The organism is Allobosea sp. FG18, assembly GCF_057809495.1.
This window is the reverse complement of the sequence record NZ_JBMDKB010000026.1, coordinates 19,273-34,726: the sequence shown is the minus strand read 5'-3', so window position 1 is coordinate 34,726 and position 15,454 is coordinate 19,273. Positions and strand designations below refer to the sequence as shown.

Annotated in this window: 14 protein-coding genes; 1 reads left to right on the top strand and 13 read right to left on the bottom strand. The window is 66.2% G+C overall.

The window, feature by feature from the left end; all coding sequences use genetic code 11:
• Window position 1: 1 nt before the first annotated feature.
• The 6 genes from ACODTJ_RS24330 to ACODTJ_RS24305 are packed head-to-tail and all read right to left on the bottom strand — an operon-like array spanning window position 2 to window position 6,011.
• Window positions 2–934: an ABC transporter permease gene (locus ACODTJ_RS24330; protein ID WP_454658679.1), complete on the bottom strand. Its 933-nt coding sequence runs from the start codon at window positions 932–934 to the stop codon at window positions 2–4.
• Window positions 934–1,659 (bottom strand): glycerophosphodiester phosphodiesterase, encoded by a 726-nt coding sequence (locus ACODTJ_RS24325; protein ID WP_454658678.1) that lies wholly within the window; start codon window positions 1,657–1,659, stop codon window positions 934–936. Before ACODTJ_RS24325 ends, ACODTJ_RS24330 begins: the two co-directional genes overlap by 1 nt.
• Window positions 1,656–2,648, bottom strand: a complete 993-nt coding sequence (locus ACODTJ_RS24320; RefSeq protein WP_454658677.1) for an ABC transporter ATP-binding protein — start codon at window positions 2,646–2,648, stop codon at window positions 1,656–1,658. The genes ACODTJ_RS24325 and ACODTJ_RS24320 overlap by 4 nt, the downstream gene beginning before the upstream one ends.
• On the bottom strand, window positions 2,645–3,508 hold the full coding sequence (locus ACODTJ_RS24315) for an ATP-binding cassette domain-containing protein (protein WP_488850403.1): 864 nt from the start codon (window positions 3,506–3,508) through the stop codon (window positions 2,645–2,647). The genes ACODTJ_RS24320 and ACODTJ_RS24315 overlap by 4 nt, the downstream gene beginning before the upstream one ends.
• Window positions 3,505–5,112, bottom strand: a complete 1,608-nt coding sequence (locus tag ACODTJ_RS24310) for an ABC transporter substrate-binding protein (RefSeq protein WP_488850401.1) — start codon at window positions 5,110–5,112, stop codon at window positions 3,505–3,507. The genes ACODTJ_RS24315 and ACODTJ_RS24310 overlap by 4 nt, the downstream gene beginning before the upstream one ends.
• A gap of 59 nt (window positions 5,113–5,171) precedes the next feature.
• The gene (locus ACODTJ_RS24305; protein ID WP_454658674.1) at window positions 5,172–6,011 is read right to left on the bottom strand and encodes a MurR/RpiR family transcriptional regulator; all 840 of its coding nucleotides are present in this window, start codon (window positions 6,009–6,011) and stop codon (window positions 5,172–5,174) included.
• Between the two features lie 121 nt (window positions 6,012–6,132).
• On the opposite strand from ACODTJ_RS24305, the gene ACODTJ_RS24300 reads away from it, so the two are divergent.
• The gene (locus ACODTJ_RS24300; protein ID WP_454658673.1) at window positions 6,133–6,885 is read left to right on the top strand and encodes a glycerophosphodiester phosphodiesterase family protein; all 753 of its coding nucleotides are present in this window, start codon (window positions 6,133–6,135) and stop codon (window positions 6,883–6,885) included.
• Window positions 6,886–6,948: 63 nt separating this feature from the next.
• Here the strand turns inward: ACODTJ_RS24300 and ACODTJ_RS24295 are convergent, their stop codons facing one another.
• From ACODTJ_RS24295 to ACODTJ_RS24265, 7 genes are all read right to left on the bottom strand, one after another.
• The gene (locus tag ACODTJ_RS24295) at window positions 6,949–7,929 is read right to left on the bottom strand and encodes a peptide ABC transporter ATP-binding protein (RefSeq protein ID WP_454658672.1); all 981 of its coding nucleotides are present in this window, start codon (window positions 7,927–7,929) and stop codon (window positions 6,949–6,951) included.
• Window positions 7,926–8,948, bottom strand: coding sequence for an ABC transporter ATP-binding protein (locus tag ACODTJ_RS24290; RefSeq protein WP_454658671.1), 1,023 nt, complete (start codon window positions 8,946–8,948; stop codon window positions 7,926–7,928). Before ACODTJ_RS24290 ends, ACODTJ_RS24295 begins: the two co-directional genes overlap by 4 nt.
• 4 nt (window positions 8,949–8,952) lie before the next feature.
• Window positions 8,953–9,861, bottom strand: a complete 909-nt coding sequence (locus ACODTJ_RS24285) for an ABC transporter permease subunit (protein WP_454658670.1) — start codon at window positions 9,859–9,861, stop codon at window positions 8,953–8,955.
• 40 nt (window positions 9,862–9,901) lie between these two features.
• Complete coding sequence (locus tag ACODTJ_RS24280; protein WP_454658669.1) at window positions 9,902–10,912, bottom strand: ABC transporter permease subunit; 1,011 nt, start codon at window positions 10,910–10,912, stop codon at window positions 9,902–9,904.
• Between the two features lie 63 nt (window positions 10,913–10,975).
• A complete protein-coding gene (locus tag ACODTJ_RS24275) occupies window positions 10,976–11,800 on the bottom strand; it encodes a M55 family metallopeptidase (RefSeq protein ID WP_454658668.1) in 825 nt (274 codons plus the stop codon).
• A 97-nt stretch (window positions 11,801–11,897) separates the two neighbouring features.
• Window positions 11,898–13,514, bottom strand: coding sequence for an ABC transporter substrate-binding protein (locus ACODTJ_RS24270; protein WP_488850397.1), 1,617 nt, complete (start codon window positions 13,512–13,514; stop codon window positions 11,898–11,900).
• A 153-nt stretch (window positions 13,515–13,667) separates the two neighbouring features.
• Window positions 13,668–15,260 carry an ABC transporter substrate-binding protein gene (locus ACODTJ_RS24265; RefSeq protein WP_454658666.1) on the bottom strand — a complete coding sequence of 531 codons (1,593 nt, stop codon included), beginning with the start codon at window positions 15,258–15,260 and terminating at the stop codon, window positions 13,668–13,670.
• Window positions 15,261–15,454: the final 194 nt, after the last annotated feature.

Below are 15,454 nucleotides of genomic sequence, written 5' to 3'. Positions count from 1 at the left end.
CTCAGCTCTCCGAGCGGGCGGCGCGCATGCGCGGATCGATCAGCGCGTAGATCGCGTCGACGGCGAGATTGGCCAGCACCATCGTGATCGAGGTCATGATCAGGATCGCCTGCACCAGCGCGAAATCGCGGGAGGTCACGGCGTTGACCAAGAGCCGCCCGACGCCCGGCACCGCGAAGACGGTCTCGACGATGATCGAGCCGGCGACGAGATCGCCGAGCTTGAGGCCGATGATCGTGATGATCGGGATCGCCGCATTGGGCAGGGCATGCCAGAGCACGCGGCGCGGCCGGGGCACGCCCTTGGCCCGGGCGGCGACGACATATTGCTTGTTCAGGACCTCGAGCATGGCCGAGCGGGTGAAGCGGGCGAAGGTGCCGGCGAAATGCGTGCCCAGCGTGATCGCCGGCAGGATGAGATGCCAGATCGTCTGGTCGCCGGAACTCGGCAGCAGGCGCCAGTGCAGCGAGAACAGCAGGATCAGGAGGATGCCGAGGAAGAAATTCGGCAGGCTGAAGCCGAGCACCGCGAAGCTCATGACGAAGCGGTCGATCGGCCGATTGCGGTTGAGCGCCGCGACGATGCCAAGCCCGACGCCGAGCAGAAGGCCGAGAATGAAGGCGGTGAGCCCGAGCCTGAGCGTGCGCGGCAAAGCCGCGGCGATGAGTTCGATGGCAGGCCGCTGGTCGGAGAGCGAGAGCCCGAAATCGCCCTGCGCGATCCCGGCGACATAGGAGGCGTATTGCTGCCAGAGCGGCCGGTCGAGCCCGAATTTCTCACGGTAATGCGCGATGACTTCGGCGGGAGCCTGATCGCCGACCAGCGCCTCGATCGGATCGCCCGAGAGGTTGAGCGCGACGAAGGTGAGCGTCACGATCAGCCACACGGTCAGCAGACCGCGCGCGAGCTTCGTCAGGAAAAGCCTGCCGGGCATCACGAGGCCTTGCGGCTCTGCAAGCCCGTCAACAGGTCGGGATCGTTGAGCAACACCGCCTGCGGCGTATGCGCGAGGATGGCGCCGAGGCCGTCGCGATCGACATCGCCGACGATGCGACCGGTGCCGTTGCCGCCGGCCGTGACCCAGACGGGCACGCGACCCAGCAATCGCGCTGCCACCGGGCCGTCGAGGTTCCCCTCCCAGATGCGGAACGCACTTGCACCTGCGGCGGCGTAGTGATCCGGATTGGCCTTGTCGGGCAGGAAGGCGAGCATGCGGATGCCCGGCACCGTGAGGGTGGCATGCGCGACCTGAAGCACCTCCCGCGCGCCGATCCAGACCCGGTCGAGCACGCCGAGTTCCTTGATCACGCTAAGCACAGCGTCGATGATGGCGAGATTCCCGGTCTTGATGTCGATCAGCGCCTGGCGGTGCGGGCAGATCGCGGCGAGTGCCTCGGCCAGCGTCGTGAGCTGCACGCCACCGGAGCGGGCGATGGCCTCGAGGTCTTCATGAGACGTCTTCGCGATCGCGGCGTCGCGGCCGGCGATCCGGGTGAGATCGGGATCATGCGAGGCGATGACGACGCCATCGACGCTGAGCCGCGCATCGGTCTCGACGAGGTCGGCGCCGGACGCGATCGCAGCGCGATAGGCTTCCAGCGTGTTCTCGGGATAGCCGGCGGAATGGCCGCGATGGGCGATGACGAGCGGCCGGGTCATGACGCAACTCCCAGTTCACCAGCAAAATGGCAGCGGACGCTGCGGCCCTCGCCGAACGTGCGCAGGGCGGGCATCTCGGCCGAGCAGCGCGGGCGGGCATAAGGGCAGCGCGTGTGGAAATGGCAGCCGGCGGGCGGATTGGCCGGTGAGGGTGGATCGCCCGCGAGGCGCACGGGCCGGGCTCCGCGCGAGGCCGAGAGGTCCGGGATCGCGGCGAGCAGCGCCATCGTATAGGGGTGCATCGGCTGGCGGTAGACCGGGTCGGTCGGGCCTTCCTCGACGATCTGGCCGAGATACATCACGGCGATGCGATGCGAGAGCTTCTTCACCACGCGCAGGTCGTGCGAGATGAAGAGATAGGCGATGTCGAAGCGCTGCTGCAGCTCCTGCAAAAGCTCCGTCACCGTCGCCTGCACGGAGACGTCGAGCGCCGAGACCGGCTCGTCGCAGACGATCAGGCTGGGTTTCATTGCCAGCGCCCGCGCGATCACGACCCGCTGCGCCTGCCCGCCGCTTATCTGATGTGGGAAGCGGTCGGCCATCTCCGGCGCGAGCGCCACCGCCTGCATCAGGCGCAGGACTTCCGCATCGCGCCCGCTGCGCTCGCCGATCTCGTGCAGGTCGAGCGGCTCGCGGATCTGCCGGCCGATGCTGAGCCGCGGATCGAGCGCCGATTGCGGGTTCTGGAAGATCATCTGGATATCGCGGCGCTGCCGTTGCCAGTCCTTCGGCGTCAGGTTCGTGAGATCGCGGCCCTTGAACAGGATCTCGCCACCGCTCGGCCGTTCCAGCCCGACGATCATGCGGCCGGTGGTGGATTTCCCGCAGCCGGATTCGCCGACGAGGCCGAGCGTCTCGCCGATCCGCAAGGTCAGCGAGACATCCTCGACGGCGCGGATGGTCCGTTGCGTCCGCAGGAAGGAACGGCCGCCGCCGAAATGCCGGCGTAAGCCCGAGACGCGCAGCAGGGGGGCGGTCGCGGCGCTCATGATACGGCCCGCTCGCGATAGATCGGTGCGGCGACATCGAGGCGCGGCATCGCGGCGAGGAGCTCCTGAGTGTAGGGCGCTTCCGGCGCGTTCAGGAGGCGCTCGGCCGGGCCGGCCTCGACGACGCGGCCATGGCGCATCACCACGACATCATCCGCCATCTCCGCGACGACGCCGAGATCATGGGTGACGAACAGGATCGCCATGCCGAGCTCGGCCTTGAGCTGATTCAGGAGGTCGAGGATCTGCGCCTGGATGGTGACGTCGAGGGCGGTGGTCGGCTCGTCGGCGATCAGCAGGCGCGGCTCGCAGGCCAGCGCCATCGCGATCATCACGCGCTGCGCCATGCCGCCGGAGAACTGGTGGACGTAGGATGCCAGGCGCTGCTCGGGTTCGGGAATACCGACCAGACGCAGGAGTTCCAGCGCGCGGGCCTGCCGCTGCGGCTCGGAGAGCGTGGTGTGCAGACGCAAGGTCTCGCGCAATTGCGTGCCCACCGTATGCAGTGGGTTGAGCGAGCCCAGCGGGTCCTGGAACACCATGCCGATGCCGCGGCCGCGTACCGTTTCGAGTTCGGCCTCGCTGGCGGCGGCGAGGTCGCGCCCTTCGAACAGGACGCGACCGGCCGCCCGGCGCCCGTTCGCGGGCAGGAGGCCGAGCACCGCTTGGCAGGAAACGCTCTTGCCGCTGCCGCTCTCGCCGACGATGCAGGTCGTCGTGCCCGGCCGCACCGCGAAGGAGACCGCGTGCAGGATGTCGGCATAACCCTTCGCGGTGCGGAAGCCGACGGTCAGGCCCTCGACGGAGAGCAGCGCATCGCCGCTCCCCTCAGGCCCGGTCCTGCGCCCGCTCCCCGTCACTTCGCGGCCAGCGAGAAGTTCGAGGGGCGGAAGTCCATGTAGTACTGGCTATAGGGCGTCCAGTTGATGCCCTTCTTCACGCCATAGCCGGTGACGGGGTTGTAGAGCATCGTCATCGGCATATCGTCTTCGAAGGCAACGAGCAGCTTGGCGAAGGCCGCCCGGCGCTTGGCCTCGTCGGTCTCGTCGGTCAGTTCCTTGGCGGCCTCGTTGAAGGCCGCGCTCGCGCCATAGAGCTTCCAGGTCTTCTGGTTCTCGCTCGCGGGGCCCCAGAGCGTCAGGATCGCGCCGGAGGGATCGGGCACGCGATAGGTGTTCGACCAGGCGAAGACCTGGGCGCCCGGCTTGCGCACCTCCTTGAAGCTGTCGACGAAATCGATGCGGGCATTGATGCCGACGGCACGCCACATCTCCTGGATCACCTGCGCCGCCTCGACATTGTAGAGGTAGTAGTTCGGGATCAGCCGGTAGGAGATCTCCTGGCCCTTGTAGCTGCTCTCCGCGAGCAGCTTCTTGGCGAGCGCCGGATCATAGGCGTAGCCCTTGTTCTCCTTGACATAGATCGGCCCGAAGCTCGGGAGCTGGTGGCCATTGGGTGTATAGGTCTGGCCCTTCCAGAGCGCGTCGATCAGCGCCTTGCGGTCGATCGACAGGCTCATCGCGTGGCGCAGCTTCTTGTCGGAGAGCACGGGATCGCTGGTGTTGAACTGGAGGACATGGCTGTTCTCCAGCGGTTCGGTCTCCACCGAGACGTCGTTGTAGCGCTTCAAGCCATCCCACTGGTCCGGCGGCAATTCGACGGCGATGTCGAAATCACCCGCCACGAGACCGGCGACGCGCGCCGCGACCTCGGGTACCGAGCGGAAGGTGATGGACTTGGCCGCAGGCTGGCCGCCGAAATAGCGGTCAAAGGCCGCGAGCGTGATCCGGTCGTTCTTCTGGTAGTCGACGAAGCTGTAGGGACCGGTTCCGACCGGCTTCCAGCGTAGCGCCTTGGCGGCCTGGTCCATCCAGACCTTGGAATCGACGCCCTCCTTGCGGAAGGCGTTCCAGGGCTCGTCGCAGATCGTGAAGGACATGTAGCTCGACAGGCGGTGCTCCATGATCGGGTCATGCTGCGCCACGGTGATCCGCACGCTGAAGTCGTCGAGCTTCTCGACATTGGTGAAATTGCCGAAATAGACGCGGCCTTCCGGGTAATAAGCCTTCGGCCCCCAGAGCCGGTCGGGCGAGAAGGTCGCCAGCACGTCATTGGCGTCGAACGGGCTGCCGTCATGGCAGACGACGCCGCGGCGCAGCTTCAGGTCGAAGGTGGTCGGCGTCGTCCAGGACCAGCTCTCGGCGAGGCCGGGAACGAGATTGGCGCCGCCATCGGCTTTCGGCTTGGCGAAGTCGCGCCGGATCAGCGTATCGAAGATCGAGTAGTAGATGCGGGTATCGACATTGCCGGTATGCTCGCCGGGGTCGAGCGAGCGCGCCAGCTCGTTGACGGCGACAGTAAGAGCAGGACGCTCCTGCGCGATGGCGCTGGAGCCGGCTGCGATCGCAAGGCCTGCGGCGAGCGCGATGGCGTATGGCGTTTTGCGGGTGGTCGAATTGGTCATGTCATCCTCCCATCGGACAGGAATCGTTGGGTGTTCCGTCGCCCGTCTTTGCGGCGGCCCTAGCCGGGCTTGCCGCGAAACAGGCGTTGCAGGGTCTCGACCTTCGCCAGCGTTTCCAGCGAGCGGCCGTCATCGGTGCGCGACAGCTCCAGGATCAGCGTGTTGCAGATCGCCATCGGCACGGTCAGCGAATGGAATTCGCCCTGCTCGCCTCGGGCGGCGACGAGCTGAAGGTCGCAAGCCGGGACGCCGGTGCGCCGGTCGGTGATCAGGAGCGTCTTCGCTCCGATCTCGCGGGCGCAGGCGACGATGCGCGTCATCGCCGGGCTTTCGTGGCGGAAGATCAGCGCGATCACGACATCGCCAGCGGCCAGGCCGAGCAACTGGTCGGCCGCCTGCCAGTCGGCATGGGCGACGACCGTTGCGCGATAGCCGGAGCGGACGAGGCGTCGCACGAACAGATCGGCGAGGCTACTGGCATGACCCTCACCGGCGACGAGGATGCGCCCGGCCTGCCGCAGCATGTCGGCCGCAGCGACGATCTCGGCATCCGAGATTTGGCTGACAAGCGCGCCGAGCGCGCGGATTTCGCCCTCGACGACGGAGCCCAGCAAGGAATGGCCCTGCACCCGGTCGAGCCGGCGTCGCACCCGGACGGACGCGTCGAGGTCGGCGACGACGGTATCCTGCAAGGCGCCGCGCATCTCGCGATAGGAGGCGAAGCCGAGCTTGCGGGCGAGGCGGCCGGCGGTCGAGGCGTGCACGCCAGCCTGCTCGGCGACCTTGTGCGACGGCAGGAAGCTGCCCGCCGTGCGATTGGCCAGGAGAACCTCGACCAGCCGACGGTCTGACTCTGTCAGCTCGTCCCGGCGCGCCGCGATGATCTCCGTCAGGTTCATCGTCTCTCCCATGGCAGGCAAGGTAATGGAGTATTGCGGCGATCTGCAAGTTAAATTGCAGGCTCGTCTATCCGCAATTTATGTTGCATAAGCAGACATCTCCCCCTTTGGTTACAGAGATATGACGGACATCGCCTCGCATCGCGGCGGCGCCAAAATCTGGCCCGAGAACAGCCGCCTCGCCTTCCGCAATTCCGCGGTTCTCCCCGTGGATTTCATCGAATTCGATATCCATCGCAGCCGCGACGGCGTGCTGGTGGTTCATCACGATTCCCTGCTCGGCCGGACGGCGTCAGGCGAAGGCGCGGTCGGCGATATGGACTGGGCCGCGCTGCAGGCCGTGAAGCTGATCGGGGCCGATGGCGAGACCATCCCGAGTTTCGACGAGGTTCTGGACATCCTTGAGCCGAGCGGCATCAGGCTGCGCATCGAGCTGAAGACGCGGCAAGATGGCGCGCGCTATCCCGGTATCGAGGCGCAGGTCGTGGCGCGATTGCAGGAACGGCGCCTGCTCGACCGCACGACCTTCACCTCCTTCGATCTGCCGACGCTGACGGAACTCCTGCGCCTTGCGCCGACGGTGCCGACGATCTGGCTCATCGCCGACAAGCTGCTGGCTGTGCCCATGCGAGACCTGCGCGGGTTATGCCGTGAGGTGAGCGCGGCCGGCGTACCGGAGATTGCGATCCGCATCGCGCAGGCTCGCGATGGCGATGGCGAGATCTGCCGCAGCGAGGCTGTGAAGCTGGGCTATTACGGCGCCCATGACGAGCCGGCGATCCGGAAGGCCTTCGCGGATGGCGTCACCGCCTTCACGACCGACCGGCCGGATATCGCCATTGCCGTCCGCCGCGCGATCGGCGCTTCGGTCTGAGCTCAGGTGAATCCTGGAATACGGTTCCGGGCTCCGCCTGGCTCAAGCCGTGTTTCCAACAGGTCAGGCCGCCTTGGCGAGAAAATCCTCGGCGTAGTGGCAGGCGACTTTCCGGCCGTCGATCTCGCGCTTCTCCGGGCGCTCGACGCGGCAGCGATCGGTCACATGCGGGCAGCGGGTCGAGAACACGCAGCCCTTCGGCGGGTTGAGCGGGGAGGGCAGTTCGCCGCGCAGGATGATGCGCTCGCGCTTGCCGGCATCGACACGCGGCGTCGAGGCGAGCAGCGCCTGGGTATAGGGGTGGAGCGGCCGCGCGTAGATGCGCTCCTTCGGCCCGTGCTCGATGGCATTGCCGAGATACATCACCATCACGTCATGGGCGATGTGGCGGACGACGCTGAGGTCATGCGAGATGAAGAGATAGGCGAGCTTCAGCTCGTCCTGCAGGTCCGCCAGCAGGTTCAGCACCTGCGCCTGGATCGAGATGTCCAAGGCCGAGACCGGCTCGTCCGCCACCACGACCTTGGGCGAGAGGATCAGCGCACGCGCGATCGCGATGCGTTGGCGCTGCCCGCCCGAGAACATGTGCGGATAGCGGGCGTAATGCTCGGGGCGCAGGCCGACCTTGGCCATCATCGCGCGCGCCTTCTCGGTGCGCTCGGCAGGCGAAAGGTCGGTGTTGATCTTGAGCGGTTCCTCCAGGATCGTCCCGACCTTCTTGCGCGGGTTGAGCGATCCATAGGGGTTCTGGAAGACGAACTGCACCGTGCGGCGCAGCCGTCTGCGCTCGCTTGCCGGCGGCGAGACGGCATCGAGCCCGTCCAGCGTCAGGGCGCCCGACGTCGGCGTCTCGATCAGCGTCGCCATTCGGGCGAGCGTCGACTTTCCGCAGCCGGACTCGCCGACAACGGCGAGCGTGCGCCCGGCCTCGACCGCGAAGGAGACCTTGTTCACCGCCTGCAACTGCGCCGGGGCGCGGAAGAGACCCTGCTTGACCGGGTAGATCTGCGTCAGCTCGCGCGCTTCGATCACGGGGTTGGTCATCGCGCGGCCTCCTTCGCCTGGCCGGCTTCGTCGCGGGCGCGCGCGGCATCGCGCTGGGGATCGCCGAGCGGGTAGTGACAGCGCACGCGCCCGTCCGCCCAGTTGCGCAGCTCAGGCTGGATATTGCGCGAGTGCTCGGTCGCATAGGCGCAACGCGGGCTGAACAGGCAGCCCTTTGGCCGGTCGTTCAGGCCGGGCACCATGCCGGGAATGGTCGCCAGCCGCGTCGCATGCTCGCTGCGCTCCGGCAGGGCCGCGAGCAGGGCTTGGGAGTAGGGATGCTGCGGGTTGGCGAAGAGCGCGTCGACCTTGCGCTCCTCCATGATCTGCCCGGCATACATCACCATGATGCGCTGCGCGGTCTCGGCGACGACGCCCATGTTGTGGGTGATCAGGACGAGCGCCATGTTGCGCTCGCGCTGGAGCGACATCAGCAATTCGAGGATCTGCGCCTGGATGGTGACGTCGAGCGCGGTGGTCGGCTCGTCGGCGATCAGCAGGCGTGGATTGCAGGCGATCGCCATCGCGATCATCACGCGCTGGTTCATGCCGCCGGAGAGCTGGTGCGGGAAAGCCTTGAGGCGGCTCTCGGCGGCCGGGATACCGACCTGCTCCAAAAGCTCGATCGCCCGGTGCTTCGCGGCCTTGCGGTCCATGCCCTCGTGCTTCCTGAGGGTCTCGGCCAACTGGAAGCCGATGGTGAAGCAAGGGTTCAGGCTGGTGCTCGGCTCCTGGAAGATCATCGCCACGTCCTTGCCGGTGAGCTGGCGGCGCTCGCGCGCGGACATGGTCAGGAGGTCGCGGCCGTCGAAGCGCAGCTTGTCGGCGCGGACGCGGCCGGGATAGCCGACCAGACCCATCAGCGCGAGCATGGTCACGCTCTTGCCGGAGCCGGATTCGCCGACGACGCCGAGAACCTCGCCCTCGTCGAGGGTGAGGTCGATGCGGTCGACGGCGCGCAGTGTTCCCTGGGAGGTCGGGAATTCGACGCTGAGGTTTTCGATTTCGAGAAGGGGCATGGGATCAGCGCTTCAGCTTGGGGTCGAGCGCATCGCGCAGGCCGTCACCGAGAAGGTTGAAGGCGAGCACGGTGATGAGGATGGCGAGGCCCGGGAAGGTGACGACCCACCAGGCGCGCAGCACGAATTCGCGCGCATCGGCGAGCATCGTGCCCCATTCCGGTGTCGGAGGCTGGGCGCCCAACCCGAGGAAGCCGAGCGCGGCGGCATCGAGGATCGCGGTGGAGACGCCGAGCGTCGCCTGCACAATCAGCGGCGCGGCGCAGTTCGGGAGGATCTCGGAGAACATCAGGCGGATCGTCTGCGCGCCCGAGACCTGGGCGGCGACGACATAGTCCTTGCTCGCCTCGGCGATGACGGCGGCGCGGGTGATGCGGACATAGTGCGGCAGCACCACGATGGCCACCGCAAGCATCGCGTTCATCAGGCCGGGGCCGAGGATAGCGACGATGACGATGGCGAGCAGAAGGCTCGGCATCGTCATCAGGATGTCCATCAGGCGCATGATCGCGATATCGGCGAGGCCCTTGAAATAGCCGGCGATCAGCCCGAGCACGATGCCGACGACGATGGCGAGCGCGACGACGGCGATGCCGATTACCAGCGAGAGCCGGGCGCCATAGAGCAGGCGCGAGAGGATGTCGCGGCCGATCGCATCGGTGCCGAGCGGATAGGAGAGCGAGCCGCCTTCCTGCCAGAACGGCGGCTTCAGGAAGACCGTGTTGTTGGTCAGGTTCGGGTCATGCGGCGCGATCCACGGCGCGAACAGCGCGCAGAGCAGCACGAGGACGATGACGACGAGGCCGGCGACGGCGCCGCGATTGGCGCTGAAATAGGTCCAGAACTCGCGCAGCGGATGGGGCGGTGCGACGCTCGGCACGGCGGTCGGGGCTTGCAGGGTTTCGGTGCTCATGCGGCGAGGCTCCGATGGGAGCGAAGGGGAGATTGGCGGGTCATTTCGCGTGCCTGATGCGCGGGTTGATCAGGCCGTAGAGCAGGTCGACGAAGAGGTTGACGCTCATCACCACGACGCCGAGCAGCAATGTGCCGCCCTGCAGGACCGGATAGTCGCGCCGGCTGATCGCCTCGATCAGCCATTTGCCGACGCCGGGCCAGGAGAAGATCGTCTCGGTCAGGATCGCGCCGGTGAAGAGCGCGCCGACCTGCAGGCCGATGACGGTGACGATCGGGATCAGCGCGTTGCGAAGGGCATGCAGCGCGACGACTCGGATCGGCGCCATGCCCTTGGCGCGGGCGGTGCGGATGTAGTCCTCGCCCAGCACTTCCAGCATCGCCGAGCGGGTCATCCGGGCGATGACCGCGAGCGGCACGGTGCCGAGCACGATCGCAGGCAGGACGAGATGCGACAGCGCCGACCAGAAGGCGTCGATGTTCCCGGCCAGAAGGCTGTCGATGGTGAGGAAGCCGGTGACCGGCTCGATGAAATACTGCACCGCGATCCGGCCCGAGACCGGCGTGATGCCGAGCTGCACCGAGAACAGCAGGATCAGCAGCAGACCCCACCAGAAGATCGGCATCGAATAGCCGGTGAGCGAGATGCCCATCACGCCATGGTCGAAGATCGAGTTTCGCTTCACCGCGGCGATGATGCCGGCCGGAAGGCCGACGAGCAGCGCGATCAGGATGGCGCAGAGCGCGAGCTCGATCGTCGCCGGGAAGAGCTGGCCGAACTCGGTCAGGACGTTCTCTCGTGTGACGATCGACTTGCCGAGATCGCCTTGCACGACGCGCTCGATATATTTGCCGTACTGGACGAGCAGCGGTCGGTCGAGGCCGTATTCGGTCAGGAGCTGGGCATGGCGGGCGGCGTCGATGCCGCGTTCGCCGGCCATGGTCTCGATCGGATCGCCGGGGACGAGGCGCACGAGGAAGAAGGCCAGCAGCGTGATGCCGATGAAGGTCGGGATGACCAGGCTCAGCCGGGTGAAGATGAAGCGCAGCATGGTTCTGCCGATGTTTTTGGCCGGCGTGAAAGCGTTCGTCGCACGCCGGCAGGTCGTTTGGATTTATTGCAATGTCGAGCTGTAGCCCAGCGCAAACACCAAAAAGCGCTGGAGATCAAGGATATCGTCCGCGACATAGCGGATCGTGAAGGCATCCACCCGCTCCACGAGTTTCAGCATCACGAGATATTCGACCGGCTGGCGGAACAGGAAACCGACCTCGAGCGTGATCGGCCCGGCGATCCGGTAGGGCTTGATCGAAGCCCGCCGCGCGATGGCGCGTTTCACGCCGTCCGCGATCAGCTCGTAGGAGGCTTCCGGCATCAGCGTGCGCGCGGATTGGCGGCTATGTGCCCATTTCACCGTCACGCCCTCGATATCGGGCAGGAAGCCCTTGGTCTCGGCGATCGTGGCGTCGTCGCCGCTGACGAGCAGGACCGGCACGTCGAAATGCCCGGCGATGGCGGCGTTGATGCCGGCCTCCGGTACGGCAACGCCGTTGACCCGCACTTCCCGTAGCGTGGCGCCGCGGAAGGTATGGGCCAGCACACCTTCGGGATTGGTCGAGCCCGTGTGGTAGCCGATGAAGAGCGCGCCGTCATAGGCGCCGTGCTCGACGCCCTGCATCATCGAGAGCGGCCGCGGATGGGCGCGCACGAGCTGGACGTCCCGTGGCAGCCGCTCCAGCAGCAGGTTCTGCGCCCGGCCATGGCTGTCGGCGATGACGACCTCGCTGGCGCCGCTGTCATAGGCGGCGCGAGCGGCGGCGGTGACGCTGTCGGTCATCCAGACGCGCGCTGCCTGGTATTCGAAGCCCTCCACCAGGGTCTGGTCGCGGGTGACCACGCCGGCGATGCCTTCGATGTCAGCTGAAATATAGATGCGCATGGTGAGGGAACTCCGGGGAGGCCCTGTGCGGCCAGCATGACCGCGCAGGCAATCGACCGCGGCAGCGAGAGGCTGCCGCGGTGAGAGCGTGGGAGGATTACTTGGCGATGGAGACGCCGAAGAAGGGCTGTCCGCCGAAGAAGTGGATCTTGTAGTCCTTCACGTCCTTGCGCACCGGCGTGAAGGCCTGCGCATTGGCGAAGAGCAGGCCCGCGACATCCTGGTGGAACAGTTCCTGGAAGCGCTTGTAGAGCTTGGCGCGCTCGCCCTGGTCGGTGATCGTGCTGGCCTTGGCGAGCGCGTCCGAGGCTTCCTGGTTGCACCAGCGGGCGCGGTTGGCGCCGCTCTTCACACCCTCGCAGGTCCAGCCCGTCAGCAGGATCTGGCTCGGATCGGGATAGTCCCAGGTGTAGCCGAACATGCCGACCTCGTGGTCGCCGGCCCGGCCGCGCTTGAGATATTCGCCCCATTCGAAGGTCTGGATCGTCGCCTTGACGCCGATCTTGGCCCAGTCGGCCTGGATCAGCTCGGCCGCGCGCCGGCCGTTCGGCATATAAGCGCGCACCACCGGGATGGCCCAGAGCGTCGTCTCGAAGCCGTCCGCGAGGCCGGCTTCCTTGAGCAGGGCCTTGGCCTTCTCGGGGTCGTACGGCCGCGGCTTCAGGTCGGCGTCATGCGACCAGAGCGAGGGCGGCACCGCCGCGGCGGTGGGCTTGCCGGTGCCCTGATAGACGGCATCGATGATGGCGGGGATGTTGGTCGCATAGGCCAGGGCCTCGCGCACCCGCTTGTCGCCGAAGGGCTTCTTCTGCTGGTTGAAGGCGAGGAAGCTCTCATCGGCGATGGTGCCTTGCAGCAGGTTGATCGAGGCTTCCGCCTTCATCGCCGGCAGGTCGCCGGGATTGGGGTAGCGCGCGATCTGGCATTCGCCCGAGCGCACCTTGGCGAAGCGTACCGCGGCGTCGGGCGTGATCACGAAGATCAGGTCGTTGACGAGCGCCATGCGGTCGCGGTTGCCGATGGCCTTGGTCCAGTGGTCCGGCACCGCCTTGAAGCGGATCACGGCGTCCTTCTGGTAGGAGAGCAGCGAGAACGGCCCGGTGCCGATCGGCACAAAGTCGATCTGCTCGGGCGTGCCGGCCTTGAGCATGGCCGCGGCATATTCGGCCGAAAGGATCGACATCGGCTCGACCGAGAGCGCCGAGAGCAGCGGCGCGTTCGGCTTGCTCAGGGTCAACTTGACTGTGTAGTCGTCGACCTTCTCGAGCGCCTTGAAGCTCGGCTTCACGATCTCGGCGAAGAAGCTGAAATTGCCGCTACCGACCTTGTAGAACGGGTTGCTCTCGTCGAACATCCGTCCGAACGAGAAGATCACATCGTCGGCGTTGAAATCACGCGTCGGAGTGAAGTTCTTGCTGGCGTGCCATTTCACGCCCTTGCGCAGCTTGAAGGTGTAGGTCAGCGCGTCCTCGGAGATCGTCCAGGACTCGGCGAGGCTCGGGATGATCTCCGAGCCGCCGCGTTCCGTCGCCGTCAGCCGCTCATAGATCTGCGCGGCGACGTCATAGGCGGTGTTCTGGCCGCTGAACTGCGGATTCAGAAAGTCGGGACTGGCTTCGGAGCAGACGACGAGCGCCTGGGAGCTGGCGATGGCGGGCAGCAATAGGGCGCTGAGCCCCAACGTAAGCGCAAGGGAGCGGGCACGAACGGACATGGGCGGGGTTCTTTCGGCAGAAGCAGGGAGGGCGGATCGGGCGCGGGGCGTCGTGCCCCATCGTCTCCGCTTCCCGGAACGCGGCCCCGCCGGGGGCCGCGTCGTCTGGCATGCATCAGCCGCGCCAGGGCGTGGCGCGGCCGGCAATTCGGCTCACTTGCCGATGTCGACGCCGTAGAAGGTGTGGCGGCCGAACGGCGAGAGCTTGAAGTCCTTCACCTCCTTGCGGACCGGCTTGAGCTGCACGGCATGCGCGATGGTGAACCACGGCGACTGCTCCTTGAAGATCACCTGCGCCTGCCGGTAGAGCTTCTCGCGCTCGGCCTGGTCGGTTACCGTCTTCGCCTTCGCCACCAGCTCCTCGAAGGGCTGGTAGCAGAACTTGGCGACGTTCGAGCCATTCGTCTTGGCCGAGTCGCAACCCAGCAGCGTGTGCAGGAAGTTGTCCGGGTCGCCGTTGTCGCCGGTCCAGCCGAGCATGCCCGTCTGATGCTCGCCCGCCTGCATGCGCTTGCGGTACTCGCCCCATTCGAAGCTCTTGATCTCGGCCTTGACGCCGACCTTGGCTAGGTCCGCCTGCATCAGCTCGGCGATGCGCTTGGCGTTCGGGTTGTAGGGGCGCTGCACCGGCATGGCCCAGAGGTCGATCTCGAGGCCGTTCGGATAGCCGGCCTCGGCCAGCTCCTTCTTGGCCGCTTCCGGATCGAAGGGGTCGTCCTTGATCGTCTCGTTATAGGACCACATCGTCGGCGGGATCGGGTTCGTCGCCGCGACGCCGCTGGAGAGATAAACCGCGTCGATGATCGCCTTCTTGTTGATCGCCTTGTTGACGGCGCGGCGCACCTTGACGTCGTCGAAGGGCTTCTTGGTGGTGTTGTAGGCGAGATAGCCGATGTTCAGGCCGGGCTGCTCCAGGATCTCGACATTGGCGTCCTTGCGGATCGCCTCGAGATCGGCCGGGTTCGGGTAGGGCATGACATGGCATTCGCCCTTCTGGAGCTTGGCCCAGCGCACCGAGGCGTCCGGCGTGATCGCGAAGATCAGGTCGTCGATCTTGGCCTTGCCGGCCCAGTAATCGGGATTGGCCTTGTAGCGGATGATCGCGTCCTTCTGGTACTGCACCAGATAGAACGGGCCGGTGCCGACCGGGTCCTGATCGAGCTTCTCCGGCGTGCCCGCCTTCAGCATCGCATCGGCATATTCCTTCGACTGCACGCTGGCATACTGCATCGCGAGGTCGGCGAGGAACGGCGCTTCCGGCTGGTTCAGCGTGATCTTCACGGTGTAGTCATCGACCTTCTCGACCGATTTCAACAGCTTGGGCATGGCCATGTCGTTGAAATAGGAGTGGTTCGAGCTGGTCACCTTGAAGAACGGGTGGCTTTCCTTCCACTGCCGCTCGATCATAAAGATGATGTCGTCGGCGTTGAAGTTGCGGGTCGGCTTGAAGTTCTTGTTGGACTGCCACTTGACGTTCTTGCGCAGGTGGAAGGTGTAGGTCAGGCCATCGGCAGAGACGTCCCATTTCTCGGCGAGCGCCGGCTGGACCTTGGTGCCGCCCCGCTCGAACTGGACGATCGTGTCATAGATCTGGGTGTTCGCATCGAAGGACGTGCCGGTGGTGTTGACGCTCGGCGCGAAGTTCTCGGGGCTGCCCTCCGAGCAATAGACCAGGGTCTTGGCCATCAGCGGCTGCGCCGCCATCAGCGCGGAGGCCGACAGCGTCGCCAAAAGAATTTTCTTCATGGATGTCTCCTTGAACGCCTCTCCGCCCTGTCCGGGCGGTGAACGGCCCCGTTGTATCGGAAGCTCCTGGGGCGAAAGTCCCCGGGCCGCCTTGTCTACAGCTTATTAAAAGAACGGGGGCGCGGATAGCTGTCTCGGAGGGCGCGAAGGCCAGCTCCGGGGAGAGGGTAAACGGTCGTGCGGGAACGGCTTCC

Coding starts and splice junctions, on each gene's coding strand:
- ACODTJ_RS24330 (WP_454658679.1), bottom strand. CDS start 934: ATGCCCGGCAGGCTTTTCCTGACGAAGCTCGCGCGCGGTCTGCTGACC.
- ACODTJ_RS24325 (WP_454658678.1), bottom strand. CDS start 1,659: ATGACCCGGCCGCTCGTCATCGCCCATCGCGGCCATTCCGCCGGCTAT.
- ACODTJ_RS24320 (WP_454658677.1), bottom strand. CDS start 2,648: ATGAGCGCCGCGACCGCCCCCCTGCTGCGCGTCTCGGGCTTACGCCGG.
- ACODTJ_RS24310 (WP_488850401.1), bottom strand. CDS start 5,112: ATGACCAATTCGACCACCCGCAAAACGCCATACGCCATCGCGCTCGCC.
- ACODTJ_RS24305 (WP_454658674.1), bottom strand. CDS start 6,011: ATGAACCTGACGGAGATCATCGCGGCGCGCCGGGACGAGCTGACAGAG.
- ACODTJ_RS24300 (WP_454658673.1), top strand. CDS start 6,133: ATGACGGACATCGCCTCGCATCGCGGCGGCGCCAAAATCTGGCCCGAG.
- ACODTJ_RS24295 (WP_454658672.1), bottom strand. CDS start 7,929: ATGACCAACCCCGTGATCGAAGCGCGCGAGCTGACGCAGATCTACCCG.
- ACODTJ_RS24290 (WP_454658671.1), bottom strand. CDS start 8,948: ATGCCCCTTCTCGAAATCGAAAACCTCAGCGTCGAATTCCCGACCTCC.
- ACODTJ_RS24285 (WP_454658670.1), bottom strand. CDS start 9,861: ATGAGCACCGAAACCCTGCAAGCCCCGACCGCCGTGCCGAGCGTCGCA.
- ACODTJ_RS24280 (WP_454658669.1), bottom strand. CDS start 10,912: ATGCTGCGCTTCATCTTCACCCGGCTGAGCCTGGTCATCCCGACCTTC.
- ACODTJ_RS24275 (WP_454658668.1), bottom strand. CDS start 11,800: ATGCGCATCTATATTTCAGCTGACATCGAAGGCATCGCCGGCGTGGTC.
- ACODTJ_RS24270 (WP_488850397.1), bottom strand. CDS start 13,514: ATGTCCGTTCGTGCCCGCTCCCTTGCGCTTACGTTGGGGCTCAGCGCC.
- ACODTJ_RS24265 (WP_454658666.1), bottom strand. CDS start 15,260: ATGAAGAAAATTCTTTTGGCGACGCTGTCGGCCTCCGCGCTGATGGCG.